15 protein-coding genes and 1 pseudogene are annotated in these 26,145 nt (G+C 57.8%); 8 read left to right on the forward strand and 8 right to left on the reverse strand.

From position 1 onward, the window contains the following. Positions 1 to 109: 109 nt before the first annotated feature. The 3 genes from F3J20_RS25740 to F3J20_RS25750 all read left to right on the forward strand — a co-directional run bounded on the left by F3J20_RS25740 (position 110) and on the right by F3J20_RS25750 (position 9,140). Positions 110 to 5,131, forward strand: a complete 5,022-nt coding sequence (locus F3J20_RS25740; RefSeq protein ID WP_167284996.1) for a DUF4915 domain-containing protein — start codon at positions 110 to 112, stop codon at positions 5,129 to 5,131. 335 nt (positions 5,132 to 5,466) lie between these two features. Next, positions 5,467 to 7,539: a glycosyltransferase family 2 protein gene (locus tag F3J20_RS25745; RefSeq protein WP_167284998.1), complete on the forward strand. Its 2,073-nt coding sequence runs from the start codon at positions 5,467 to 5,469 to the stop codon at positions 7,537 to 7,539. Between the two features lie 50 nt (positions 7,540 to 7,589). Next, positions 7,590 to 9,140 (forward strand): glycosyltransferase family 1 protein, encoded by a 1,551-nt coding sequence (locus tag F3J20_RS25750; RefSeq protein WP_167285000.1) that lies wholly within the window; start codon positions 7,590 to 7,592, stop codon positions 9,138 to 9,140. A gap of 106 nt (positions 9,141 to 9,246) precedes the next feature. Here the strand turns inward: F3J20_RS25750 and F3J20_RS25755 are convergent, their stop codons facing one another. Next, positions 9,247 to 10,425, reverse strand: coding sequence for a polysaccharide biosynthesis/export family protein (locus tag F3J20_RS25755; RefSeq protein WP_167285001.1), 1,179 nt, complete (start codon positions 10,423 to 10,425; stop codon positions 9,247 to 9,249). A gap of 345 nt (positions 10,426 to 10,770) precedes the next feature. Further along, positions 10,771 to 11,367 (reverse strand): annotated as a pseudogene (gene cysC / locus F3J20_RS25760) (adenylyl-sulfate kinase); the annotation flags it as partial. A gap of 231 nt (positions 11,368 to 11,598) precedes the next feature. Here cysC and F3J20_RS25765 point away from each other — a divergent pair. Both F3J20_RS25765 and F3J20_RS25770 read left to right on the forward strand, forming a co-directional pair. Then, positions 11,599 to 12,747 (forward strand): glycosyltransferase family 1 protein, encoded by a 1,149-nt coding sequence (locus F3J20_RS25765; RefSeq protein ID WP_167285004.1) that lies wholly within the window; start codon positions 11,599 to 11,601, stop codon positions 12,745 to 12,747. Further along, on the forward strand, positions 12,748 to 14,808 hold the full coding sequence (locus F3J20_RS25770; RefSeq protein ID WP_205299374.1) for a capsular biosynthesis protein: 2,061 nt from the start codon (positions 12,748 to 12,750) through the stop codon (positions 14,806 to 14,808). An 86-nt stretch (positions 14,809 to 14,894) separates the two neighbouring features. On the opposite strand, the gene cyoD is transcribed toward F3J20_RS25770, so the two are convergent. The 6 genes from cyoD to F3J20_RS25800 all read right to left on the reverse strand — a co-directional run bounded on the left by cyoD (position 14,895) and on the right by F3J20_RS25800 (position 21,340). After that, complete coding sequence (gene cyoD / locus F3J20_RS25775; RefSeq protein WP_167049447.1) at positions 14,895 to 15,236, reverse strand: cytochrome o ubiquinol oxidase subunit IV; 342 nt, start codon at positions 15,234 to 15,236, stop codon at positions 14,895 to 14,897. Then, complete coding sequence (cyoC, locus tag F3J20_RS25780; RefSeq protein WP_167049449.1) at positions 15,236 to 15,841, reverse strand: cytochrome o ubiquinol oxidase subunit III; 606 nt, start codon at positions 15,839 to 15,841, stop codon at positions 15,236 to 15,238. Before cyoC ends, cyoD begins: the two co-directional genes overlap by 1 nt. Continuing rightward, a complete protein-coding gene (gene cyoB, locus F3J20_RS25785; RefSeq protein WP_167285006.1) occupies positions 15,841 to 17,865 on the reverse strand; it encodes a cytochrome o ubiquinol oxidase subunit I in 2,025 nt (674 codons plus the stop codon). Before cyoB ends, cyoC begins: the two co-directional genes overlap by 1 nt. Positions 17,866 to 17,868: 3 nt before the next feature. Next, entirely contained in the window at positions 17,869 to 18,762 is an 894-nt protein-coding gene (cyoA, locus tag F3J20_RS25790) for a ubiquinol oxidase subunit II (RefSeq protein ID WP_167049453.1), read from the reverse strand. Positions 18,763 to 19,151: 389 nt separating this feature from the next. Next, the gene (locus F3J20_RS25795) at positions 19,152 to 20,711 is read right to left on the reverse strand and encodes an NADH-quinone oxidoreductase subunit M (protein WP_167285008.1); all 1,560 of its coding nucleotides are present in this window, start codon (positions 20,709 to 20,711) and stop codon (positions 19,152 to 19,154) included. A gap of 290 nt (positions 20,712 to 21,001) precedes the next feature. Continuing rightward, entirely contained in the window at positions 21,002 to 21,340 is a 339-nt protein-coding gene (locus F3J20_RS25800; protein ID WP_167285009.1) for a hypothetical protein, read from the reverse strand. A 56-nt stretch (positions 21,341 to 21,396) separates the two neighbouring features. Between F3J20_RS25800 and F3J20_RS25805 the strand changes: the two genes are divergently transcribed. The 3 genes from F3J20_RS25805 to F3J20_RS25815 all read left to right on the forward strand — a co-directional run bounded on the left by F3J20_RS25805 (position 21,397) and on the right by F3J20_RS25815 (position 26,073). Next, positions 21,397 to 22,146 carry an ABC transporter ATP-binding protein gene (locus F3J20_RS25805; protein WP_167285011.1) on the forward strand — a complete coding sequence of 250 codons (750 nt, stop codon included), beginning with the start codon at positions 21,397 to 21,399 and terminating at the stop codon, positions 22,144 to 22,146. Further along, positions 22,136 to 24,715, forward strand: coding sequence for an ABC transporter permease (locus F3J20_RS25810; RefSeq protein ID WP_167285012.1), 2,580 nt, complete (start codon positions 22,136 to 22,138; stop codon positions 24,713 to 24,715). The genes F3J20_RS25805 and F3J20_RS25810 overlap by 11 nt, the downstream gene beginning before the upstream one ends. 263 nt (positions 24,716 to 24,978) lie before the next feature. Next, entirely contained in the window at positions 24,979 to 26,073 is a 1,095-nt protein-coding gene (locus F3J20_RS25815) for a carotenoid 1,2-hydratase (RefSeq protein WP_167049461.1), read from the forward strand. Positions 26,074 to 26,145: the final 72 nt, after the last annotated feature.

The following is a 26,145-nucleotide window of genomic DNA, read 5'->3' on the forward strand; positions in this document are numbered from 1 at the left end:
GATCGATACTGCCGAAGTAGCAACGTGAGATCGAATTGATCACAAAAAATTTCCGCAGCCGGCCACAAGCGGATGCATTTTTAAATAAATAGATAAGCACGCTAAAGCGATGGCACATCAGAATCAGGTAGATTTTTGCGAATCGGTAAAAGCGCGTTTCCCAGATTTCTTCTCCAATGCTCTCGTCCTGGATATCGGATCTCTCGATCTCAACGGGAACAATAAATATCTATTTGATGGCTGTCGTTACCTTGGGCTGGATCTGATGCCCGGTGACAACGTGGACATCGTCGGGAAAGGCCACGAACTTGCTCTTCCCGATGCCACATTCGACACAATCATCTCGACCGAGTGTTTCGAGCATGACAGGTTTTACGAAAAAACGCTGAATAACGCGATCCGGATGCTCAAGCCGGGCGGCATGTTCATTTTTACCTGCGCCACGACCGGCAGGCCAGAGCACGGTACAGCGAGAACGACTCCGCATGACGCACCATTCATCCAGATGATGGGCGATTGGGCAGATTACTATAAAAATCTGACTGAAGAAGATGTGAGAACAGTTCTCGATCTCGACAAAATCTTTTCGTTTTATGAATTTTCAGTCAATCATCAAACGCACGACCTGTATTTCGCAGGATTAAAGAAAAGTGAGCTTACACCTGCCTCTTACGTCTCATCGGGTGAAACAGGGTATTCACCGATGAAGGCTGGTTCTTTTCGGACCGGGATCAACAAGAACAGTGGCGCAAATCGAATGATAAGCCAGAACAAAGCCAAGACAGACCAGCAACGGGCATTGCGCCACGATGATCAGCCGGTTGGCGATGAAGGCGGTGTCTTTATTTCTTCTCCAAATGAAGATGGCGGCCTGTTTCTCTATCAAGCAGGCAAAGTAACAACGCTCGATCGTCATCCAAGCGCGGGGATCTGCTCGAACAACGATATCTTCTACCGCGGCAAGCAGCCTTTTTCGTTAATGATTTACGCGGACCAGGTCCGCGAGCACATGGACGAGCAACTCGACGATATCCACGATGTGTTGTTTTTCAACAACCATCTGTACGTCGTCGGTACGATCAAAAATCAGATCACCAAATTCAATGCAGATGGCCTTGAACTGAAGAGCTGGACATTCTCTGGGCAACACGATTCACGTCACATCAATTGTCTTGGTCTCTGGAACGGAAGAGTCGTTTTTTCCGCATTTGGAGACTTTGCGGAAACCCGCTCTTACAAGGGGAAAACGGCCGGTGCGGGTTACGTCGAGGACCTCGAAAGCGGCAAACGGCTAATCACCGGTCTGAATCAGCCACATAGTCTCGTGCAGTTCGGAGACAACCTGCTGATTGCCAACTCGGGCGATAAAGAACTACGCGAGTATTCCACTGACGGCAAACTAGTACGGAAAAAGCGGTTTAATGGCTATGTCCGTGGAATTACAACCACCGGTGGACACATTTATGTCGGGTTGAGCCGCTCGCGTGAACCGGATAAAGATGATATCAAGTCGGCCACGATCGTCAAGATTCACGCCGACTCGTGGGAACAGATCTTCGCTACCCTGCTGCCGTCGCGTGAGATTTATACGTTATATAGCGTCGAACGGTCGTCGATAGTGAGTAGTCTCATCGCGCGTATCGCGCAGCACACGGCCGTCCAATACGATAGCGAGCTAAAAAGCGTGCGCCAATGGTTGTCCGAACGTGACGATCATTTTGCTCATGTAGTTCGTGCATTGCGTGATCTGGATGAATCGCTGTGCCGCAAGCACTTCGATGCGCAATGGTACTCTGCGCAGTATCCGTCACTCGCTATTACCGGCGTCATGCCGGAGGATCATTTCTTTGCTGGAGGTGGCGCGGAGGAAGGACGCCTGCCGGCCAGCGATCCCTATCTATTTGCGAGCCGCGTTCTGTCCGAATATCGGCAGGTGGCCGCAAACAATCTAGCTGCCCTAGACCAACGCACATCTGGCATCGAACGCGCGGCAAGCGCTCGAGAGCTTGATCTGACGCGTCGTCTGAACGAGCTTTTGCTCGAAAATGCGGAGTTGACTCAGAGTGTTGCTGATGCGCGAGCGCTTGCGAAACAGGAGTTCGATGCTCTCCTCGAATCGCTGCAGGAAAAATCAGACGCAAATCTTCATGCATCATCCGCAAGGGAGCGCGAATATGCGCTCACGCTTCAAGAAAATCACGTCAGGCACGAGTTAAAGCTGCGTGAACTGCAGGAACAGCATGCCTCGCGCGAGCAACATCTTCTCGACCAGGTGATGCAGTCCCGAAGCGAATTGCAGCAAATTCTGAACAGACTATATGATGCGGAAAAGAAACTCGGCATCAAACTGCTCGAACAACAGCAGTTGCACGAGCGGAACGCCGCGGAACTCGCATATGACTTCCGGCAACGCGAGGACGTGCTGCACGGGCAATTGGCTATGCATGCCGGAAAAGCGCAGACACTAGCAGCACAGCTTGCCGAAGCCGAGCGCGCCCATGCAGCAACGATCGAACGCCTCGATATGCATGCAGTGGAAATGCAAGCATTAGTGGAGAAGCATGCTGAGGCCGACCGCACTTATGCAGCGACAATTGCGCGCCTTGAGCAAAGAGCGGAGGCCAACGAGCAGGCATTCGCCGACAGGATGCACGCGATCGAAGCCGCTGCGGAACACAAGCTGTCGGAACAGGCTGCCCAACTGCTCAGTTGCGAAAGCACGTTGCATGAATGGAAGACCGCTTATGAACGTAGCGTGCAAATCATATGCATGGCGGACGACACTCGTACCATCGCTGCTCGGCGCATCCGCGAAATCTGCCGACGGGTCAACTCGTTGCGGCGCTGGCGGTCAGCCACCTCCTTGCGGCAGTTGAAAGCGACGATCGAAGAAGCAAGTTCGCTTCTCGATACATCGTTCGTTGACCCTCAACATCGCCTCGCCATCGAGTCGTCCGAGTCTTTGTTACCTGCGTCGAAAACCACGGCAGGTGTCCATACCCATTTCGCAACACAAGCCATGATAAAAGTATCGAATCAGGTCGACTCGCGCCGTGTAGCAGCATCTGTTAATGAGTTGCTTTCGGAGACCGACGAAGCATTCGTTGGCTGCGCGTATCGCACGCTGCTGCGCCGCGAACCGGATGTCGAAGGTTTCGGCTATTACATTCAACGACTGAGAAATGGTGTTGAAAAGAGCGAAATCATTGCACAGCTTGCTTTGAGCAAAGAAGGCCATGCACGCAATGTCGACTTGCCTGGCCTGCAATCGCTGCTGCGCACCCATTGGTGGCGAAATCTTCCCATTGTCGGTAACCTGCTGCGCCGCAATTCCGGGGAACAGGATCAGATGCTCCGGCAAATCGTCGCGCATCTGCACACGCTCGAAGCGCGAATGGACTCGCAATTCGCGGGCATCGGCTCGTCGATCCGCTCGTTGGCGATTCCTGATGACGAGCCGGTCGCCGTATCACCACCGAAGTTCGAACTCATCGCATCGACTCCAGAGCCAATTTCCGGGCCCATATTCAACATGCGACCGGCATCCGGTGCGTCGATTGTGATTCTTACGGTCAAGCATTGTCTGTATATCGCTCACGCGATACAAACATCGCTAGCCAAAGCTGATATCACGGCAAAGATCATTTTCGAGCGTCCCGAGCAAGGGTATGACGATGTTCCGCATATCGTTATCTGCCCGCAGATCTTCGAGCAGTTGCCTGGTTTCTATGTCGCATTCCAAATGGAGCAGTCCGTCAGCTCACGCTGGTTCACTCCGGAATACTTCCGCACACTTGAGAATTCATATGCGATTCTCGACTACTCGATCGACAACGTAGCTTATCTGTTGGAAAAGGGACTGAGCCGTCGTCAGATCTATCATCTGCCGATCGGTTACATTTCGAACTACCGTCCAGATCTCGACAATGTCGACCAAGACTACGATATCCTCTTTTACGGCGATGTGAATAATGACCGTCGCCGTCATTTCATTGACGAGATCGAAAAGCATTATCGTGTCAAGGTCATCAACAATTTGTTCGGGCCGGAGTTGCAGGAAGAAATAGCTCGGGCAAAACTCGTCATCAACGTTCATTATTACGCTGGTGCGTTACTCGAGACCACTCGAGTCTACGAGTGCCTGTCGCTGAACAAGCTTGTTATTTCCGAGAGTTCAAGCGACATCAAACGTCACTCCGAGCTCACGGATCTTGTCGATTTCGTCGAAATTGACGATGTATCGGCGATGATCTCCCGTATCGACTACTGGTTAAATAATAACGCTCTGCGGCACCAGAAAATCGAGGCGAACAAGCAAATTCTTGAGTCGCAACCCAATCGTTTCGATTACTTCCTGTATCGCTTCCTGCTGGCCACGGACAATATCAACTTCGATCGCTTCTGGTCGCTGATTGGCCATACGATCAAGCTGCCAGGCAATCGGTTATGTTTGACCTTGCCAGAAGACGTCGTGCGCGGCGCTGATTTCATGGCCGACAACCACTATAACTTCTTGATGTTCCCGGGCCTACGGCATACGCAAGGCTGGATCGGCTGTGCGATGAGCTACAAGTTCATGATCATGCTTGCGCGCCAACAGAACTTGCGCAGCATTACCATTTGCGAGGATGACGTCGATTTTCCTGAAGATTTTGCCTCACAATGGCAAACAATCGAACGCTACCTGGACAATGCCATGTCCAGTTGGGACATCTTCTCAGGGCTGCTGGCAAACCTTAGCGAAGAAGTAACGGTTCTGGATGCCAAGTCAACCAACGGGCAGCAATATGTCACTGTCGACAAGTTGATCAGCACAGTCTTCAATCGCTATAACGGCAATATCTTCAACATCATTGCCGATTGGGACCCCCAAAATCGTGACGTTCACACCAACACGATCGACCGGTACCTAGAGAGTAGAAAGTCCCTGAAGGTACTCACGACTGCCCCGTTCCTCGTGGGGCACAAGGAAGACCATACGTCGACTATCTGGGGTTTCCAGAATACCCAGTACACCGATCTCATTGCGGCGAGCAAGGCACTGCTTTCACAGAAGCTGATTGAATTTCGCCTGCAAAACCGGAGGTCAAGGATCAAGGGCGCCGTGAACACACTTCTCAAGCGTGCATGATATGGAAGGCGAGCGTTGACGGCTCAGATCAATGCCCGCTTTTTTCATATGGTCTGGTGCAAGTGATGGCAAAACAGCGCAAAGCGTTCGTCGACGCATTCGACAATCCTTCATCTACCATGATGCACGTTGGCAGAATCGCTCACGTCATACGGTGGTTTGCGCGAGCGTTCAGTACTGAGCGGCCAATTAACGCCGCTCGACGTCTTACGCTGTACATGCTGCAAATCGCTGGAAAATATTCTGGTGCATCACCGTGCACTGGTCCTGTGGATCATTCGACACTCCTGTTTGACAGGAAACTGCCTGCCGGTTGGTACATGCTAGAGCTATGTGTGGCTCAGCAGATCGTGCGTATTCGCGCCGCGTTATTGATCAACGAAGACCGGGAAAGCGGCGTTCAAAAACAGCTCTCGTTACCCGTGTTTTCCGGTCGCATGTGCAAGCGACTGGTATATCTTCCGTCCGCTGCACGGGTCTCGCTAACGTTACCGGATGCGAAAGTCACGATTCGGCATCTCAGGCTCGCGTTAGTTACCCGAAAATTTGCACATTCCCGGATCATTCAGCGACTGAAAAGCGACCATCCGCGTTACATATACAGCGCTGAAGCGGCGAATCATGCTTCCTCAGTCTACGCCGCGTCATCGCGAACTCTGAATGCGCTATGGACTGACTACTGTCGCCTCTTTGAAGATGAAGAGCGCGAACTCTTCAGTTACGAGGATTGGGTTCAGCGCTTCGATACATTATCTAGCGTAGACCTTGATGCTTTGCGCTCCGATGCACACAGTATGCCGATCAAGCCCCTCATTTCGGTGTTCCTCGATGGAGATGAACAACGCGCGCCAGCAATTGAGAGGACCATCGAATCCGTTCTTGCTCAGACGTATCATGAGTGGGAACTATTGATCGATGGAAACCGCCTACGCGCTGAAGACAAGAAGCAGCTTCTGGATCGCAGCGATCGTCGAATAAGGATTCTTGATGTGCCGACGGAGATAGGCAGGTCGGCGCACAAGCGTGACGTGCTATCTCTCGCGAACGGTGATTGGGTTGCATTTGTAGATTGCGGAGACATGCTCTCTGCAGATGCACTGTTTCGAGTTGCCAACGTTATTGCTCGACAGCACAGTGTGCATGTAATCTATTCGGACGAAGATCGGATGGATGGCCAAGGCATCCGCTTCAATCCGTATTTCAAAAGCAATTGGGATAGGTACTTTTTTTACACAACAAACTACGTTTCCAATTTTTTCTGCTGCGCAATCACCCTCGCACGTGAAGTCGCCGTACCTGCGTGCGACGATCCGCAATTCTGGCGATACGATCTGATTGTCAGATGCATCGAGCTGATTCAACCCGATCAGATACATCACATCCAGAAGGTGCTTTATCACAAGAATATCTCACGCGACAACGCCTGTACTGGCGCGGCATGCGAGCCGTGCAAGCACGAAATTGGTCGAAAAATACTAGGCGCTCACTTCGAGCGTATCGAAATTCCCGCTCGCATCGAGAAGGCCGGTGGCTCGTACCGGGTTATTTTCGATCAGCAAAAAAAACTCCCTTCTGTTTCTCTGATCATACCAACCCGAAACGGTATTGCTCATCTTCGCAACTGTATCAGCTCGATCCTTGAGCGAACGGATTATCCGTTATATCGAATTCTTATCTTGGACAATGGGTCGGATGATGTGACAACACTCGACTATCTTCGCGACATTCAGACGCACGAGCGCATCCAAGTCATCCGAGACGATCGGCCGTTCAACTATTCAGCCCTCAACAACCACGCCGTATCGCTAACCACTTGCGACATCATCGGCTTGATTAACGACGATGTCGAAGTGATCAGTCGTGACTGGTTATCCGAGATGGTAAGCTATGCTGCGAGGCCCGATATTGGCGCCGTGGGTGCAAAGCTGCTCTACGCGGACGACACGATTCAGCACGCCGGGATCGTACTGGGCATCCACGGCATAGCAGGTCATATCCACAGATTTCTTCCTCGTGACGGCGTCGGCTACTTTGGACGGACACAAGCGGTCCGAGCAGTGTCGGCGGTGACAGGGGCATGCCTGCTAGTTCGAAGAGAAGTTTACCAGCAGGTCGGTGGCCTAAATGAAACGGAGTTGCAAATCGCCTGCAACGACGTGGATCTTTGTCTTCGGATAAGAGAGGCCGGATACATCAATATCTGGACGCCTTTTGCAGAGCTATACCATCACGAATCCGTTTCGCGCGGATTCGATATCACACCCGAAAAAATCCGTCGCTCCGAAAAAGAAATTGAATATATGAAAAAGCGTTGGGGATCGGTACTGGAACGGGATCCCGCATACAACTTGAATCTCGGACTGTACGACGAGAACAGCAGAATGGCATGGCCTCCCCGTGGCAATTGATATCTTCATCGAAAAACCAACACCAAACACCGATCTCTAGAAAGTAATTTATGTCCGAGAAAAAGCCAGTCATATTGATCGAGATGCGGCCGACGCTTGACGGGTTTGCAGGTATTCCACAAGAAACACGCCTCTTGTTCCGAGGCCTAAGCCTAGTCGACTCTATTGAAGTCGAGGGACTGCTGCAAACTTCGCTGCGGCCTTTGGCATCGGGCACGAAGCCAGATCAGCAGGTCAAGGATAGCGACGACGAAGCCGAACGACTTGGCCTGTACTCCAATCTGCTGATTTCGATCACGGACAAGCCATCAAAAAAACTCGCGAGCGAAATAGCACGTCTGGCAAACAAGACGTGGTCAATTTATATGCTTCTTTTTAAAACCCTGATTTTTCGAAAGATCAGAAAGGTAAAGACCACACTGTTCGATCCGAAATTTTTCGAAGATTTCGTCTGGCAAACCTTTTTCTCCAAGACGCTTCCGTCAAGCGACTATCCGATCGTCACCCGGAAAAAATATCGCGTCGTCAAAACGCCATGGAACAGCTTTCAGACAGTCGGCCTGAGCTCTCTGAAATTTTCCGCCAAAGCGGCATATCCATTTCTCGACACCCGAGGCGCGGAAGTCTTCATTGCTCAGACGCCGTACCCTGGTCGAGTTACCAAGGGCACTTCGTTGGTGGTGCGATACCACGACGCGCTGCCGATTTTTATGCCGCATCTGTTCGCCAACAAGACACGGCACCACGCCGGGCATTTTCACGCGCTGACTAGCAACGTGAAAAATGGCGCCTATTTCGCGTGCGTCTCCGAATCGACGCGCCAAGATCTGTTGCGAATCGCACCGGAACTCAAGGACCGTGCGGTTACCATTCCCAACATGGTGTCGCATCATTTTTTCCCAGATGAGTCTCCCGCGGATAGGCCAGTAAAGATCGTTCGCGCCAGACTCAATCTCGAGAATGCCGAAGCTTGTCCGACGTTTAGTAACCTCAGCGAACAAAGAGAATTCTACGAGGAACACCTTAAACAGACACCTTTCAAGTATCTGTTAATGGTGTCGACAATCGAGCCCAGAAAAAATCATACGCGATTGATCTCGGCGTTCGAGGCACTGCGCGCCGAACTCGATCCAACACTAAAGTTAATCGTCGTCGGCAGCTTTGGCTGGGATGTCGATCCGATTGTGAAAGAAATGAGAACCTGGATCGACCAAGGCGCCCTGTTTGTCTTGCACAAGGTTCCAGCCGCTGATCTCAGGGTGCTCTATCGCCATGCAGAGGCGACAGTTTGTCCTAGCATCGCCGAAGGGTTTGACTTTTCAGGTATCGAAAGCATGCGAAGCGGAGGCATTGCTGTTGCATCGGATATTCCTGTACATCGTGAAATCTACGATGACGGATCCTTGTATTTCGATCCATATAACACTGAAAGTCTCGTCGATCAACTCAAGGTGGTGATGACCGGCAACGATGCAGGTGCAACGAAGCAGAGGTTGCGGGAACGTGGCCAGCAAGTATCCGCCCGATATTTACCAGAAGCGGTCTTGCCGTTATGGAGAAAATTTCTGCACTCGGTGATCGAAGCTAAATCGTCCTCTTAGGTTTCCACTTGCTTCGTCTGATATTTAGGCCGAGCGGCAATGGAACTGCATGAAACTAGTATGCGAAGTCAAGTAGACCTGACTTCGCATACATTCACTCTATATATTACTTGAAGGTCGTAACGGTGGATGTAACTGGATAGACGACTGAGAACACGACATTGAGAAATTTCTGCAGTTCTGCAATTGGCGCATTCGAAACATATAACACATCCTTGTTGTCCATCATGAAGGTCTGGACCACAAAAAAGCTGCGAGGATCTTTCAGATCGATCCGATATACCACCGGAACCTTGCCATTTGCTGCCGTACGTACGGGCTGCTGCGGCCAATTGAGCGCGGCCGGATCTTCAAAGCGGAAAATGAATACGCCCTTGGCATCGGAGCGCGAATCATTCAGACCACCCACACGGGCCAATGCTTGTGCCAGCGTAATGCCTTGCGCTTCGAAATTAACTTCGTCGTTTTTCCCCGTCGCGCCAAGCGCCGTAAAGCTATACGGCTGGTAGAGCGCGGTGACCACGTCGCCCGCGTGCAGCGGCACATTCTGGCGCGGATCGCGAATGATAGTTTCCAGCGGTAAAGCCTGCACCTGGCCACCACGCGTGACCTGCAATGTCATCTTGTCGACTGGCTGACGCACCCCGCCCGCGCTCGCCAGAGCATCGAGCACCCGCTCGCCGCTGGCAGTAAGAGGCATGCGCTTGCTTGATGCCACATCGCCAACAACCGTCACGTATGACGTCGAGTTCTGGACGAGCCGAACCAGCGTTTGCGGTTGATTCGCTTTTCCGTTTAAACGTTCGGTAATTGCGTGAGCCACTTCGTCGAGCGTGCGGCCTGCTGCCCTGATCCGACCCGCGAACGGCACATTGATATTGCCGGAACCGTCAATCTCCTGTTCTGGCAAAACGGTCACACGTGCATTGGACGGACCACCGGAACGTATATCAGTAGGAGACGCGCCAAATAGCATGGCGGGTGGCGCCTCCCAGATCGAAACCTCGATAACGTCGCCTGCGCCCAGAGGTTGCTGCGTGACCGGACGATCACCCAAGGTTTTCGAAAAATCTCCGGCGCGGCGCTCGGCAAGAAGGCGCCGCGCGACGTCATCACTGACATCGACCACCTGAACACCGAGTTCATCGGGCGTTGCAGTCGCGGTAGCAGATGCCTGTACTACTTCCTTTTGACTCGGGCCCGACGTGGGAATGCTCGAACAGGCAGTCAAGGCAGCTGCGCAAAGCAGTGACAGCGTAAACTTAAAGGGAGGCAGGCTTCGCATTATTATTTGTGCTGATCTAAGCGGGTGTTCTCACGAATTTGCAACACCCCAAAAATAAAAACTCAGTGCTAAACGGTCCTACCCGTCGGCCGAGTGATCCGTGCTCAGCCAGAAAAACACCGATTGTGTCGAATGGCCTCGCACGAATTGTCTCACGCACCTTGGCACAATGCGCGCGTGCCGTAAGAAAAATCTATACATAGCCAATTCGCCCAGCCTCTTGAATCGCGTTTGACGGAACTAAGCGCTCGTCAGGGAACTCGCCCCATCGGGACATGGCTCTTTTCGCTGCATCCTGTTCGCCTCGTGATTGCAGCTCGATCCAGTCGGACGCACTGCTATTTCAACCAGATCGAGAACTTGTTGTAACGCATCGCGCGGAGAAATTTCCGCAGTATCCAAACGAAGCTCGGGATTCAGGGGCGGTTCATAAGGCGAATCAATGCCGGTAAAGTTACGAAGAGAGCCTTCACGAGCCTTTCGATATAAACCTTTCGTATCTCTCGACTCGACGACATGTAGCGGGGCATCCAGATGCACCTCGAAGAATTGTCCGTCCGCAAACAACGCTCTCACGGCATCCCGGTCCAAGCGAAATGGGGAAATAAACGAGGCAATCACGATGATGCCCGCGTCGACCAGCATCTTCGCGACTTCGCCTGCGCGCCGAATGCTTTCATGACGATTCGCGTCTGAAAAACCCAGATCGTTATTCAGGCCAAGACGCAGATTGTCGCCATCAAGCAGGAATGTATGAAATCCGTGAGCGTGCAATGCCTCGTCGAGCAGACACGCCAATGTCGATTTTCCAGCACCAGATATGCCGGTAAACCAAACGACCACCGGACGTTGCTGTTTCATCGATGCACGGCCGAACGGCGTAACGAGGGTTGCCGCGGGAACCAGGTGGCCATTGTTGTTTCTGTTCATTTTCTGGGATATCTGTCTAAGTCATTGAAACCCTTCGCTGTCTCGCGAGCGCTCCAAGATTGGCACAATTGTACGGCAAACGAAAGCTGGTCAAGACAGAACTTGACAATCAAACCACAATCTTGAAATAACAAAGTGTTAAAGGGGAATTATCTGTTGCACTCGGGTAAAATAACGCGTAATAAAAACCGCCTGAAAGACGTATTCCTTCTACGCGACTCCTAACAGAACACACACACCCTCGTGTCAACCCTCTTCCTGGATGTCACGCGTCTGCTCATGCGCCTTTACGATGGGCTTTTACCCACTGGCGTTGACCGTGTCGGCCTCGCATACATCCAGAAGTATGCGCCGAAAGCTCGCGCCATCCTCAGCGAACGCGGCTTCTCCACAATCCTCACCGAACAAGACTCACAGCACACCTTTGCACAACTTCTTTCGTCGACCCGGAACAGAAATGCAATTCGTATGCTGGTCGCGCGTGCCTGCCTGAATCGCCTGCGAGAGGCCAAACTGTGCGGAATCCTCCTGCACACCAGTCACAACGGCATGGAATTCAGCCGTTATTACGGTGCGATGACAAAGCGAGACATTCGCCCTGTATTCATGGTCCACGATTTAATCCCCCTGACCCACGCCGAATACTGCCGCCCCGACGTCGACACGGCACATCGCCGCCGCATCCGCACCGCGCTAAAACATGCTAGTGGTCTGATCGCCAACTCCCAAACCACGCTCGACTCCCTCACCGCCGAAGCCGCACGCGCCAATCTTTCGCTGCCGCCGACGGTCGTCGCCCACCTCGCGTCGGGCGTCACCCCATGTCCGCAAGCGCCGCGCCCCATTGCCGCGCCCTACTTTGTGATGCTCGGCACCATCGAGCCGCGCAAAAACCACTGGTTCATGCTTCACCTCTGGCGCCGCCTGGTCGAACAGCTCGGCACCGCGGCACCCAAGCTCGTAATAATTGGCCGACGCGGCTGGGAATGCGAAAACGTCATTGACATGCTGGAACGTTGCGAACCGTTAAAAGGAGCCCTAATAGAAGAGGCTCACTGTTCCGACGAGAAACTACACGCCTATCTACAGCACTGCCAGGCACTGCTATTCCCTTCCTTCGTCGAAGGCTACGGCATGCCGCTCGCTGAAGCGCTCTCGCTAAAAGTACCGGTGCTCGCAAGCGACCTCGCCGTCTTTCACGAAATCGCCGACGACATTCCCGACTATCTGGACCCGCTCGATGGCCCCGGCTGGCTATCCCGCATTCAGGCCTACGCGCAACCCAATAACCCCGAGCGCGACGCGCAGCTAATCCGCATCGAACGATTTCGCGAACCGACGTGGACCGCGCATTTCGAACGCGTCGATGCCTTTCTGGAAACGCTGCGTTAAATGAAGCACCCTGTCGTCGCCAGCGAAAAGGCAGTTGCAAACCCCGCCATTGATCTGCGAAGTGTTACGTGTGGTTTGCGTCTGTGGAGCGGACTCCGCCGGCGAAGCGTCGAGCATGCGTGGATCGATCGTTGGCATGGACGCCTTGTATTACACATCGCGCGTCTACTCCGCAGGCAAATCGACGCAGCGTGGCCGGGACCAGTCTGGTCACGTGGTCCGGCGGGTACGCCATTGTTGTCGTGGTTCTCGATACCTGTTACCGATGCCAGCGCCGCCGCGTTTGCCACCGCACTTGATCAGGCACTCACGGAAACAATCGAACGGAATCGCAACGCCGAGGCATCGCCGGAATTGCAACGGCTGATGCGGCGGTTCGCACACGGTAGTGCATCGGCAAAGCGTCACTTGCAATTCCATTGCCCTATTGCGCTACTGGAACCACGCAACTGCGAGCGCATACTACTGATCGACGAACGTTCGCAGTCGCAAGGACTGGGCGCAACGGTAACGCGCCACTCGTCCAGAGCTTTCGAGCGCATGCTGCAAGCCGCGATTCGCACGCATCCACAAGCTGAATTCTGGATCGCACAATCGAACGATCCGGGTCGCGGCCACTGGCTTTCCGCATTGTCTCAACCCGTACAGCCGTTGACGATTCGCCGCTTCGCCGAACACGAATCGCTATGCGCCGCGCTGCCCCACGTCGATCACGTCTATACGCTAGGCGCGTCCGAAGGCATGCATGCACTTCTGGCCGGCGTACCCGTACACGTATTCGGCGCACCGTATTACGCGGGTTGGCGTTTGACCGACGACGCTCTTCATTTTCCAGACCGCACCGCCCGTCCCACGCTCACGACATTATTTGACGTCGTGTTTCTCCAGTTCACCCGCTATCTGAATCCAGCCACACACACGCCCGGCACGCTCGACGATTTACTCGACAGCATCGAATTACAGCATGCCGTCCAGCAACGATTCGCCGACCTGCACCATGTGGCCGCACTGCACTTCCAATGGTGGAAGCGCCCATTCGCGACACCGTACATCACGGCAGGTAATGCCACGCTGCGTTGGACTCGAGAATCGCAATCCGTACAAACACACGAATGCGCAGTACTGTGGGGCGCACGCAGCGCTGAGGGTCTCGCACCGGAAGTTCGCCGCGTCAGAATCGAAGACGGCTTCTTTCATTCGACGGGTCTCGGCTCCGATATGATCGCGCCGTGCAGTCAGGTGATCGATCGTCGTGGACTCTATTTCGACGCGAGTCAGCCCAGCGACCTCAGCGTGCTGCTCAACGAGACGAATTTCAGCGCGGCCGAACTCTCGCGTGCCGCTGCTCTGCGCGAGCGCGTCGTCAAGCTCGGCGTCACGAAGTACAACCTGGGTCGACGCCGCCCGCTCTGGAGCGCACCGGTCGGCAAACCGATCATCCTGGTCCCCGGCCAGGTCGCCGACGATGCCTCGATCCGCCTCGGCACCCGCGCCATTGGCACCGCCGACGCACTGCTACGCGAAGTACGCCGATTGCGTCCCGATGCATTCGTCGTCTACAAACCGCATCCGGACGTGCTCTCGGGAAATCGCCAGGGCCTGATCGACGCACAGCAGCTCGCAGACGTCGTCGACACCGAAGCGGACCTGCTGTCCCTCGTCAATGTGGCGGATGAAGTTCACACGCTGTCGTCGCTCGCGGGCTTCGACGCGCTATTGCGCGGCAAAGCGGTCCATACGTACGGCCTGCCGTTCTACGCCGGCTGGGGACTTACCCACGACGCGCTCGCGCCGCTGCCGTGGCGTCATCGAACGTTGACACTCGATATGCTGTGCGCGGGTGTGCTGCTGCGTTATCCGCTGTACTTCGACTGGAAAACGCGTCTCTTCACGACACCGGAAGCCGTGGTCGAACAACTGGCACCGCGAGCGGCACGGCCTTTGGAAAAAGTACGCGGCAACCGGCTGCGACCGCTTCTCAAGGCTTTTCGCTGGACCCGCAATGCCATCCGCCACACCGCATGGCGCCTCCGGCAAAAGCGCGCGTCACGAGTCCAGTAAGGCAAACCGGCCAGACAAAACAAAAGCCCCGCAAGATCGCAATCTTGCGGGGCTTTTTTCGCGGCTAACGCCAGAGCTCTATCACCTCACCGCGACATCATATGCATACTCACGTTATGCATCACCCACAACGTCCCGCCGACCACAATAACCGCGGTCAGCACGGTAAACGCAAACGCCACCACGTTCCAGCGCTGCGACGACGACGCGTTCATATGCAGGAAGAAAACCAGATGCACGAGAATCTGCACGAGCGCGAGGCCCGAGATTGCGAACAGTGCGCTCTGGCCCGTCAGCGTGCCGTTCATGACAAGCGCGAATGCCGCGACGGTCAGGATGACGGAAAGCACGAAGCCGGTCGTATAGCTGCCGAAGCTGCCGTGGCCTCCGTCCGAATGCGCGCCATGGGCGTTATGACTATGGTCCATTAGATCACGCTCGCAAGATAGACAAAGGTGAAGACGCCGATCCACACGACGTCGAGGAAGTGCCAGAAAAGGCTCAGGCACGTCAGGCGAATCATGTCGCGTTCGGTCAGGTCGCGATGACGCATCACCTGGATGGACAGCACGATCATCCAGATCAGGCCGAACGTCACGTGCAGGCCGTGCGTGCCGACCAGCGTGAAGAACGACGACAGGAACGCGCTGCGGCCCGGACCCGCGCCTTCGGCAATCAGGTGCGAGAACTCGCGCATTTCCAGCACCAGAAACGCGACGCCGAGCAGGAACGTCACGGCGAGCCAGCCGAGCAGCGCGCCCTTGCGGTTCTTGTGCGCGCCGAGCATCGCGAAGCCGTACGTGATGCTCGAGAGCAGCAGCATCGCCGTTTCGAGCGCGACGCCCGGAATCTCGAACAGGTCCTTGCCGCTCGGGCCGCCCGCGAACTGGTGGCTCATCACCGCGAACACGGCGAACAGCGCCGCGAAGATGATGCAGTCGGTCATCAGGTACAGCCAGAAGCCGAACACCGAGTGCGACGGCACATGGTCCGGCGCGAGTTGCGGCTCAACCGCGATAGTCTTCTGTAGCATCAGTCCACCTCCAGCGCGACCTGCCTGTCGGCGTTTGCACCGACGCCGGCCGCCACGGCGGCACCGCCGCCGTTACGTTTCTCTTCAATCAGCGCGACAGTGTCGGCCGGAATGTAATAGCCCTCGTTGTCCTGGAAGCTGTAGATGATCACGGTGCCGATCGCGCCGACAAAGCCGATGATCGCCAGCCACCAGATGTGCCACACGCCGGCAAAGCCGAGCACCAGCGAGAACAGACCCACCAGCAGACCCGCGGACGTATTCGACGGCATGTGAATGTCGCGATACGCCGGCACCTTCTGGACGCCCTTGCGCGACTTCATTTCGCTGAACGCGTCGAGCGAGCGGATCGTCGGGATATGCGCGAAGTTATAAGCCGGCGGCGGCGAGCTCGTCGCCCATTCCAGCGTATGACCGTCCCACGGATCGCCCGTGAGGTCGCGGTTTTGCGGCAGGTTGCGATCGCGGATGCTGACGAACAGCTGCAGCAACTGGCAGGCGATACCGATGGCGATCAGCACCGCGCCGAACGCGGCGGCGATCAGCCACGGATGCCATGCCGGGTTGTCGTAGTGATTCAGACGGCGCGTCATGCCCATGAAGCCGAGCACGTAGAGCGGCATGAACGCGACCCAGAAGCCGATCTGCCAGAACCAGAACGCGGCCTTGCCGAGCTTCTCGTTGAGCTTGAAGCCGAACGCCTTCGGGAACCAGTAGTTGAAGCCGGCCAGATAGCCGAACAGCACGCCACCGATAATCACGTTGTGGAAGTGAGCGATCAGGAACAGGCTGTTGTGCAGCATGAAGTCCGCACCCGGAATCGCCAGCATCACACCGGTCATGCCGCCGATCGTGAACGTGACCATGAAGCCGAGGGTCCACAGAATCGGCGTCGTGAACTGCAGGCGGCCCTTGTAGATCGTGAACAGCCAGTTGAACACCTTAACGCCGGTCGGAATCGCAATCACCATCGTCGCGATACCGAAGAACGCGTTGACGTCGGCGCCCGAACCCATCGTGAAGAAGTGGTGCAGCCACACGAGGAACGACAGCACCATGATCGCGCAGGTCGCCCATACCATCGTCTTGTAGCCGAACAGCGGCTTCTTCGCGAAGGTCGCGACGACTTCCGAGAAGATACCGAACGCCGGCAGGATCAGGATGTACACCTCGGGGTGACCCCAGGCCCAGATCAGGTTCAGGTACAGCATCGCGTTGCCGCCGGCTTCGTTCGTGAAGAAGTGCATGCCGAGGTAGCGGTCGAGACCGAGCAGCGCGAGCGTGACGGTCAGGATCGGGAACGACGCCATGATCAGCACGTTCGTGCACAGCGCGGTCCACGTGAACACCGGCATCTTCATGAACGACATGCCGGGCGCGCGCATCTTCACGATCGTCACGAAGAAGTTCACGCCGGTCAGCAAGGTGCCGACACCGGAGAGCTGCAGGCTCCACAGGTAATAGTCGACGCCGACGCCGGGGCTGAACTGCAATTCGGACAGCGGCGGATAAGCGAGCCAGCCGGTCTGGCCGAATTCGCCGATCACGAGCGAGACGTTGATCAGGATCGCGCTGACCGCCGTCATCCAGAAGCTCAGCGAGTTGATGAACGGGAACGCGACGTCGCGCGCGCCGATCTGCAGCGGCACGACGAGGTTCATCAGGCCGACCATGAACGTCATCGCCATGAAGAAGATCATGATGACGCCGTGCGCGGTGAAGATCTGGTCGTAGTGATGCGGCGGCAGAAAGCCCGGGCTCAGATAGGCCAGCGCCAGCTGCATGCGCATCATGATCGCGTCGGCGAAACCGCGCAGCAGCATGATGAAGGCGATGACGATATACATCACACCGATCTTCTTATGATCGACGGACGTCAGCCATTCGCTCCACAGGTAGCGCCATTTGCCGAGATACGTGATTGCGCCGAGCACGGCCAGCGCGGCGAGCACCATGCCGGCGCCTGCCGTGACGATGATTGGCTCGTGATACGGAATCGCATCGAGCGTTAGTTTTCCGAACATGCGTTACCCCTTAGGCGCACAGTTGGCGTCCTTCATGTCGTCGAGGACGTTGCCGTTGTTGTATCGCGCAATGATGTTGTTGAAGAGCTTCGGATCGACGGTCGAGAAGTAGCGCACCGGGTCCTTCTCGCTCGGCTCCGACACCGCGTGATAGCGGTCCATGTCGAGGCGGTCCGAGGAAGCGCGCACCTTGGCGACCCATGCGTTGAAGTCTTCAGGCGACGTCGCGAGCGCGCGGAACTTCATGTCCGAGAAGCCCTTGCCGCTGAAGTTCGCGGTGAGGCCCGCGTAGTCGCCGGCGTGGTCGGCGATCAGGTGCAGGCGCGTTTGCATGCCGGCCATCGCATAGATCTGGCCGCCCAGCTGCGGGATGAAGAACGAGTTCATCACCGTGTCCGACGTGATACGGAAGTTGACCGGCGTGCCGACCGGGAACGCCAGCTGGTTCACCGACGCGATGCCGAGGTCCGGATAGATGAACAGCCATTTCCAGTCGAGCGCGACGACTTCGACGTTGATCGGCTTGACCTGCGACTCGAGCGGACGATACGGATCGAGCTCATGCGTGCTCTTCCACGTCAACACGGCGAGGAACAGAATGATCAGCGCCGGAATCGTCCAGACGGCGATTTCGACAGCCGTCGAATGAGTCCAACCCGGACGGTATTCGGCGTTCCTGTTCGACGCGCGATAACGCCATGCGAACAGCAGCGTCAGCGCGATGACCGGAATCACCACGATCAGCATGGCCCACGTGGAAGTCGCGATCAGATCGCGCTCCGCCACGCCCACACTCCCCTTCGGATTCAGAATATCGAGGTTGCTGCAACCCGAAAGCAGCAACATGAGACCGGCGGAAAGAAAGCTTGCCGATCCTCGCAGAGCGCGCCCTTTCATATCCACAGCCTCTTTTTTACGACTTCAACGAACGTCATTCGACGGCTCTCCATAAATAAGCGCTCGCATAATAGGGGCGCGCCGAGTGTCGATAAACACTCGATTTAGCAACGATCTATTGCGCCGTAACGCTGTGTGACACGTTGCCGCACACCTATTTGCGAGCGTCATTTGCGGTGCTCCGGAACGAAGCACCGAAAACGTTGACGCAGCGCAAAGTCCCTCGAAAAAAACACGGGCAAATACCTGTGGCCCGACGCGAGTCCGAGCGATCGCGCCACGCGTGCCGTGTGTCATGTGCCTAAGGGATCTGTTGCGATGCGTAAGAGCGCAGGGCCGTTGCCGCATCCTCGGGTAGGGATGCGGCAACGGCCCTGCGCTTCGTTCTTTTAACCGGGGGTATGTACCGCGGTCGCGGCGACCGGCTCGGGTGCCGCAGCTTGCAGATGTTCGCCGCCGTCCGTCGGTACGGAATCCGAAGGAAGTGCGGAGCGTTCCGATTGCGCAAGCAGCGTGCCGACCGACGGGTCGATCGCATCGGTGAACGGCTTCGGATCGAGACCGATCGCGAGCACGAGCAGCCCCATCGCGCCGAGCAGCACGAACTCGCGCTTGCCGAGGTCCTTCAGCTTCGCGACGCGCGCGTTGGCGATCGCGCCGAAGATCACGCGCTTGTACATCCACAGCGTGTAGGCCGCGCTCAGGATCAGCGTGGTCGCGGCGATCGCGCCGATCCAGAAGTTGAAGCGGATCGCGCCCATCAGCACCATGAATTCGCCGACGAAACCCGAGGTGCCCGGCAAGCCGATGTTCGCCATCGAGAACAGCATCACGAAGGCGGCAAAGCGCGGCATCGTGTTGGCGACTCCGCCGTATTCGGCAATCGACGCGCTCTTCGTGCGATCGTAGAGCATGCCGGTGCACAACAGCATCGCGCCGGACACCACGCCGTACGAGATCATCTGCACGATCGCGCCCGACTGGCCGAAGCGGTTGAAGACGAACAGGCCGAGCGTGACGAGGCCCATGTGCGCGACCGTCGAATACGCGAGCAGGCGGCGCATATCGGTTTGCACGAGTGCGAGCAGGCTCGAATAGATCACGGCGACGAGCGACAGCGTAATCATCATCGGCGCGAAGAAGTGGCTTGCCTGCGGTGCGATCGGCAAGGCGAAACGCAGCAGACCATAGCCGCCGATCTTCAGCATGCCGATCATCACGGCGGCGCCGGTCGGGCCGTCGAGGTGGACGTCGGGCAGCCACGTATGCAGCGGCCACATCGGCACCTTCACGCCGAACGCGGCGAGGAAGCCGAGGAAGATCAGCGCCTGCGGCACCATCGCGATCGGCGTGTCGCGCCACACGGCGAGGTCGAAGCTGTGCGTCTGGCTGTACAGATAGAGCAGCGACATCAGCATCATCAGCGAGCCGAGGAACGACACGAAGAAGAACTTCACCGCCGCATACGAACGGTTCCTGTGGCCGTAGGTGCCGATCAGCAGATACAGCGGAATCAGCGTCGCTTCGAAGGCGACGAAGAACATCATGCCGTCGAGCGACGTGAACACGCCCTGCATGAAACCCGACAGCATCAGGAACGCGCCGAAGTACTGCGCGGTGCGCTGCGTGATCGATTCCCACGAGGCGATCACGATGATGATCGTGGTGAGCGCGGTCAGCGCGACGAGCCACAGCGAAATCCCGTCCACTCCCACATGCCAGGCGATGTCGAACGTCGGCGACCAGCGGACGTTTTCGACGAACTGCATCGACGTCACGTCGTTGCGGAAATTCGTCACGAGCGGAATCACCGGCAGGAAACCCGCCACCGCGCCGATCAGCGCGAGCCAGCGCGTGCGGTTACGCGCCGCGTCGGACCCGGCGCGCAAAACCACGAGCCCGGCGACAATGGGAATCCAGATGAGAAGACTTAGAAGAGGCAATGGCATGTGCTCTGTCAGAACTTGAAGTACAAAACGCCGCGTCAGCGCCCTTGGAAACGGCCGGCGATGAAATGGATACGTAAGCTGGAGTTCGCTGAAACCGGCGTGCAGACGGGGTTTTCCGCTACACGTTTACCCGCAGTCGAATGACCAAAGGGTGGGAGATTACCAAGATAAGAATAATTTTGCAGCGCAGCAGCGCCGGAATCCGCGCCACAATAGATTGTTGCCCCTCGAACACTTGCAAAACGCATGAAAATGTGCGCTTGCACATTGTTACAGATCAATTTTCGAGGCTAAAAAATTTCGTCGCAAAAGCTCACACTTAGCGGTGAGTTGACAACTTTTAAGCGTTTGCTTTGTTTGTCGCCGGACCGGCTGGAATGGATCGTGCCCCGATGCGGGTGTTTCATCGGTGGCGATCCGGTGCCGATGACAAAAATTTTTGCTAAAAATAGATTAAAAAAAATTTTGTGCGGGGCCTCTAAATTCCTCTTGGAGAGCCGGGGAAAGTACCTGGCAGCGCTCGCCCCAAAGACGGCCAGGCGGTCCGCCTGACAATGCTCGGAGCTTCCATTTTCATTACGCATAACAGCGGCAAAGTGTGCGTGTCGCTGCACGAATTCGCGCCGCAAGGCACACTCGTTTCGCCGGCCGACTCCTCTGCCGGCCCTCTTCCGGACCTCTTCGCATGGCGCTTCGTGACGACCCCGCGGTTCCCGCACTCGAATGCCGAGGACTGAGCAAACGGTACGGCGCCGGCCGCATCGTGCTGGCGCAGCTCGATTTCACGCTCGCGGCGGGCGAGTTCGTCGCGATCATGGGCGACTCGGGGGTCGGCAAATCGACGCTGCTCAATCTGATTGCCGGGCTCGACCACGCGGATAGCGGCAGCATCCTGATCAACGGCCGCGCCATTGGCGAACTCGACGACGACGCGGCGACGCGCCTGCGCCGGCAAAAACTCGGCTTCGTGTTCCAGGCCTTTCATGTGCTGCCGCATCTGACGCTCGCGCAGAACGTCGCGCTGCCGCTGCTGCTCAACGATCTGCCGGCCGCCGGCGCGCCCGGAATGCTCGCCGCGGTCGGTCTCGGCGGCCGCGGCGACGACTTTCCGCGCGATCTGTCCGGCGGCGAACTGCAGCGCGTCGCAATCGCGCGGGCGCTCGTGCATCGTCCGACACTGATTCTCGCCGACGAACCGACCGGCAACCTCGACCCGGCGACCGCGCACGATGTGCTCGGCCTGTTTCGCGCGCAGAGCAAGGCGACTGGCGCGGCGACGATCATGGTCACACATTCGGAAGCCGCGGCCGCGGTAGCCGACCGCGTCCTGAGGTTGAGCGACGGCGGCCTGCATGCCGCGCCGCTGCAACCCGCGCCTGCGAGCGGCGCGCTCGCGCAGGCAAGCGCCGTTCGCGCGACCGGTGATGCGCGCTGAGATCGGCTCTGGGCCGCACACGGCGGGACATCGCGTGCTCGCGCGCTGGCTGCTCGGCGCCGAATGGCGTAGCCATCGCGGACGCGCCCTCGTTGCCATTGCGACGATCGCGCTCGGCGTGGCGCTCGGTTACGCGGTGCAACTGATCAACAGCGCGGCCTTCAACGAATTCTCGGCAGCCGCGCGCAGCCTGTCCGGCGAAGCGGACCTGCAGGTGCGCGGCGCGCAGCCGTTTGTCGACGAATCGATCTATGCGCGTCTGTCGAACGATCCGCAGGTAGCGCTCGCGAGTCCCGTGCTCGCGCTCGATGTCATGGTGCCGGGCCGCGACGGCGCGCTACCGATGCTCGGCATCGACGTGTTCAAGGCGAGCCGGATCACACCCGATCTGATCGGCGTGCCGTCGCCAGACCGCCCGTTCGATACGCTCGCTTCCGATGCGCTGTTTCTGTCGCCGGCCGCGCAACGATGGCTGAACCTCAAGACCGGCGATGCCGTGACGCTGCGAAGCGGCACGTCGAGCGTGCGTCTGCGCGTCGCGGGCGGGCTCGCGAGAACGCGGCCGGGCCAGCGGCTCGCGGTGATGGATATCGCCGCCGCGCAGTGGAGATTCGGCAAGGTGGGCAAGCTCTCGCGCGTCGACGTGCAGCTCGCGCACGGCGTCGACCGGCCACGCTTCAAGCGCGATCTGCAAGCCCGGCTCGGCAATCCGTGGATCGTCGCCGAGGCGCGCGACACCGAGAGCCGCACCGATCGCCTGTCGCGCGCTTACCGGATCAACATGAACGTACTGGCGCTGGTCGCGCTTTTCACGGGCGCGTTCCTCGTGTTTTCGACGCAGGCGTTGAGTGTCGTGCGACGCCGCTCGCAGTTCGCGATGCTGCGCGTGCTCGGACTCACGCGCGCCCGGCTGCTGCGGCAGATCCTGCTGGAAGGCACCTTGCTCGGGCTGCTCGGTTCGCTATGCGGCCTGGCGCTCGGCTACGCGATGGCAAGCGGCGCACTGCGTTTTTTCGGCAGCGATCTGGGCGGCGGATATTTTCCTGGCGTACAACCGCGAGTCGGTTTCGAGCCGCTGGCGAGCCTGCTGTTTCTGATGCTCGGCGTTGCGGTATCGGTATTGGGCAGCATCGCACCGGCCGTCGATGCGGCGCGCGCGCATCCGGCCGCAGCGCTCAAGGCAGGCGCCGAAGAAGTCGCATTGGCGCGGCTCGCGACGCCTTGGCCCGCGCTTGCGTGCCTGCTTGTCGCCGGGGTTCTCACGCGCTTGCCGCCGTGGTTCGATGCGCCGATTGCGGGCTATCTCGCCGTCGCCCTGCTGCTGGTCGGCGGCATTGCGCTGATGCCGCGCGTGACCGCGCTGATATTCCGCGCGGCAAGCCGCGCGGGCGGAACGCGACGCCGCTTCGGTGCAACCGGCACGCTCGCGATCGCGCGTCTCGCGAATGCGCCGGGCCACGCATCGATCGCCATGGGCGGTGTGCTGTCGAGCTTCGCGCTGATCGTCGCGATGGCCATCATGGTGGCCAGCTTCCGCGTGTCCGTCGACGCATGGGTCACGCACCTGCTCTCCGCCGATCTGTACGTGCGCGTGGCATCGGGCGGCAATAGCGGCGATGCCGGCGGCTTGCGGCTCGACGAGCAGGCGCGGATCGCCGCGATTGCCGGCATCCGCAACGCTGCGTTCGCGCGCATCACGCATCTGACGCTCAATCCCGCCCGGCCCGACGTCGCCCTGCTCGCCCGCGAAATCGACGCGGCCGATCCTGGCGCCACGCTACAGATGAGCGGCGCGATACTGTCGCCTGCCGCGTTTCACAGCGGCGAAATACCTGTTTGGGTATCCGAAGCAATGGTCGACCTGTATGGATACCGGACGGGTCAGCGTGTGCAATTGCCGCTTGGCGGACACGGACAGGTGTTCGTCGTGGCCGGCGTGTGGCGCGATTACGCGCGCCAGAGCGGCGCCATCCAGATACGGCTCGCCGATTATCGACGGCTGACCGGCGACACTCATGCAACCGATGTCGCCGTGACCGTCGAACCGGGTACGAGTGTCGAGCGCGTGATAGGCGGATTGCGCGCGCTGCCTTTCGGCGCATCGCTCGATCTATCTCAACCGGGCGAGATACGGGCGCGCACACTGGTGATCTTCGATCGCAGTTTCGCAGTAACTTATCTGCTCGAAGCGGTTGCGATCGTGATCGGTTTGTTCGGCGTCGCTGCAACGTTTTCCGCGCAGACGCTCGCGCGCACTCGCGAGTTCGGCATGCTTCGGCACGTTGGCGTGACTCGCGCACAAATCTTCGCGATCCTCGCCACGGAAGGCGGTCTGCTCACGGCGTGCGGTATTGCACTCGGCTTCGCGCTTGGCTTTGCAATCAGCCTGATTCTCGTGTTCGTCGTCAATCCGCAGTCGTTTCATTGGAGCATGTCGTTGCACGTGCCGTGGATCGTGCTCGGCACGGTAGCGATGGTCATGCTGGTTTTGTCCTGCACGACGGCGGTCGTGGCAGGCCGGGGCGCCGTGTCGGTGGATGCGGTACGCGCGGTGAAGGAGGACTGGTGATGGGGAGGCGGGCTACGCGATGCGCGTGGACAAAGCAGCGGACACGCAAAGTCTCTCTGCATTTTGATGCGATTGAGCCGTTCTGTGTTGCACGGCATGGTGGCGCGGAACGATTCAAATGCGTGCCGTCTGTTGAGCCGCGAAAACATCAGCCGCGACTGAAACCCTGCTCGTATGCAACATCATTTGAAACGCCCTTCACTATCGCGCGCAGGACGGGTTCACTGCGGCGATTCTCTTGTCTGTTTCTGTTTTGTGCCGGCATGGCCGCCACGCCTCTCGCGTTTGCCGCGAGTGACAAGTTATCGGCCCCGGCATCCACGACATTTGCCGCGGTTACGCCGGATCATCCGGTCTCGCTGCCACAGGACAGCGGTGCACATCCGACCTTTCGCACCGAGTGGTGGTACGCGACAGGCTGGCTCAACACCCCCGACAATCGGCCGCTCGGATTTCAGGTCACGTTCTTCCGTTCCGCCACCGGTCATGATCCCGCCGATCCGAGCGCGTTCGCGCCGTCGCAACTGATCATCGCGCACGCGGCGTTGAGCGATCCGGCGCTCGGGCGTCTCATTCACGACCAGCGCATCGCACGCGAGGGTTTCGGGCTCGCTTATGCGAAGCCGGCCAATACCGACGTCAAACTCGACGCGTGGAAAATGATTCGTGCCGCGGATGGTCACTACGACGTCGCCATCGACGCAAGCGGATTTTCGCTGCACCTCGTGCTGACGCCGACGCAAGCCCCGCTGATCCAGGGCGAGCATGGCTATTCGCGCAAAGGTCCACGGCCAGAGCAGGCGAGCTATTACTACAGCGAACCGCAATTGCACGTGACGGGCAATGTGATACGCCCCGCCGCAAATGGAAACGCCGCTGGGCGCGATACGCTCGTGACGGGCATGGCATGGCTGGATCACGAATGGTCGAGCACATTGCTCGATGCCGACGCGGTCGGATGGGATTGGCTCGGTGCCAATCTCGCGGACGGCTCGGCGCTGATGGCATTCAAGGTCCGTCGCCGGGATGGTCACGCGCAATGGGCGCACGCGACGCTTCGCAAGCCCGACGGGCAGATAACACGGTTTGGTCCGGATCAGGTCGACTTTACGCCGATTCGCACATGGCGCTCACCGCGCACAAGCGCTTCGTACCCGGTCTCGATGAAGGTCAGGACAGGTCCGTTGACATGGCAGTTCGATCCGCTGATGGACGATCAGGAACTCGACTCACGACAATCGACCGGCGCGGTGTACTGGGAAGGCGCGGAGAGGGTGAGCCGTGAGGGCGTGGAGATGGGCCACGCGTATCTCGAACTGACCGGTTACGCGGACGCACAGCGGGCTGGGCAGCACTGAAGACTGCGCGACGGGGGATTGTGGAGAACGCGGGCGGCATGACGCCCGGGTCCGTTCGAACGCTGCGGCTTC

Origin of the sequence: Paraburkholderia sp. Cy-641, from assembly GCF_011752945.1 — a bacterium.
Lineage (GTDB): Bacteria > Pseudomonadota > Gammaproteobacteria > Burkholderiales > Burkholderiaceae > Paraburkholderia.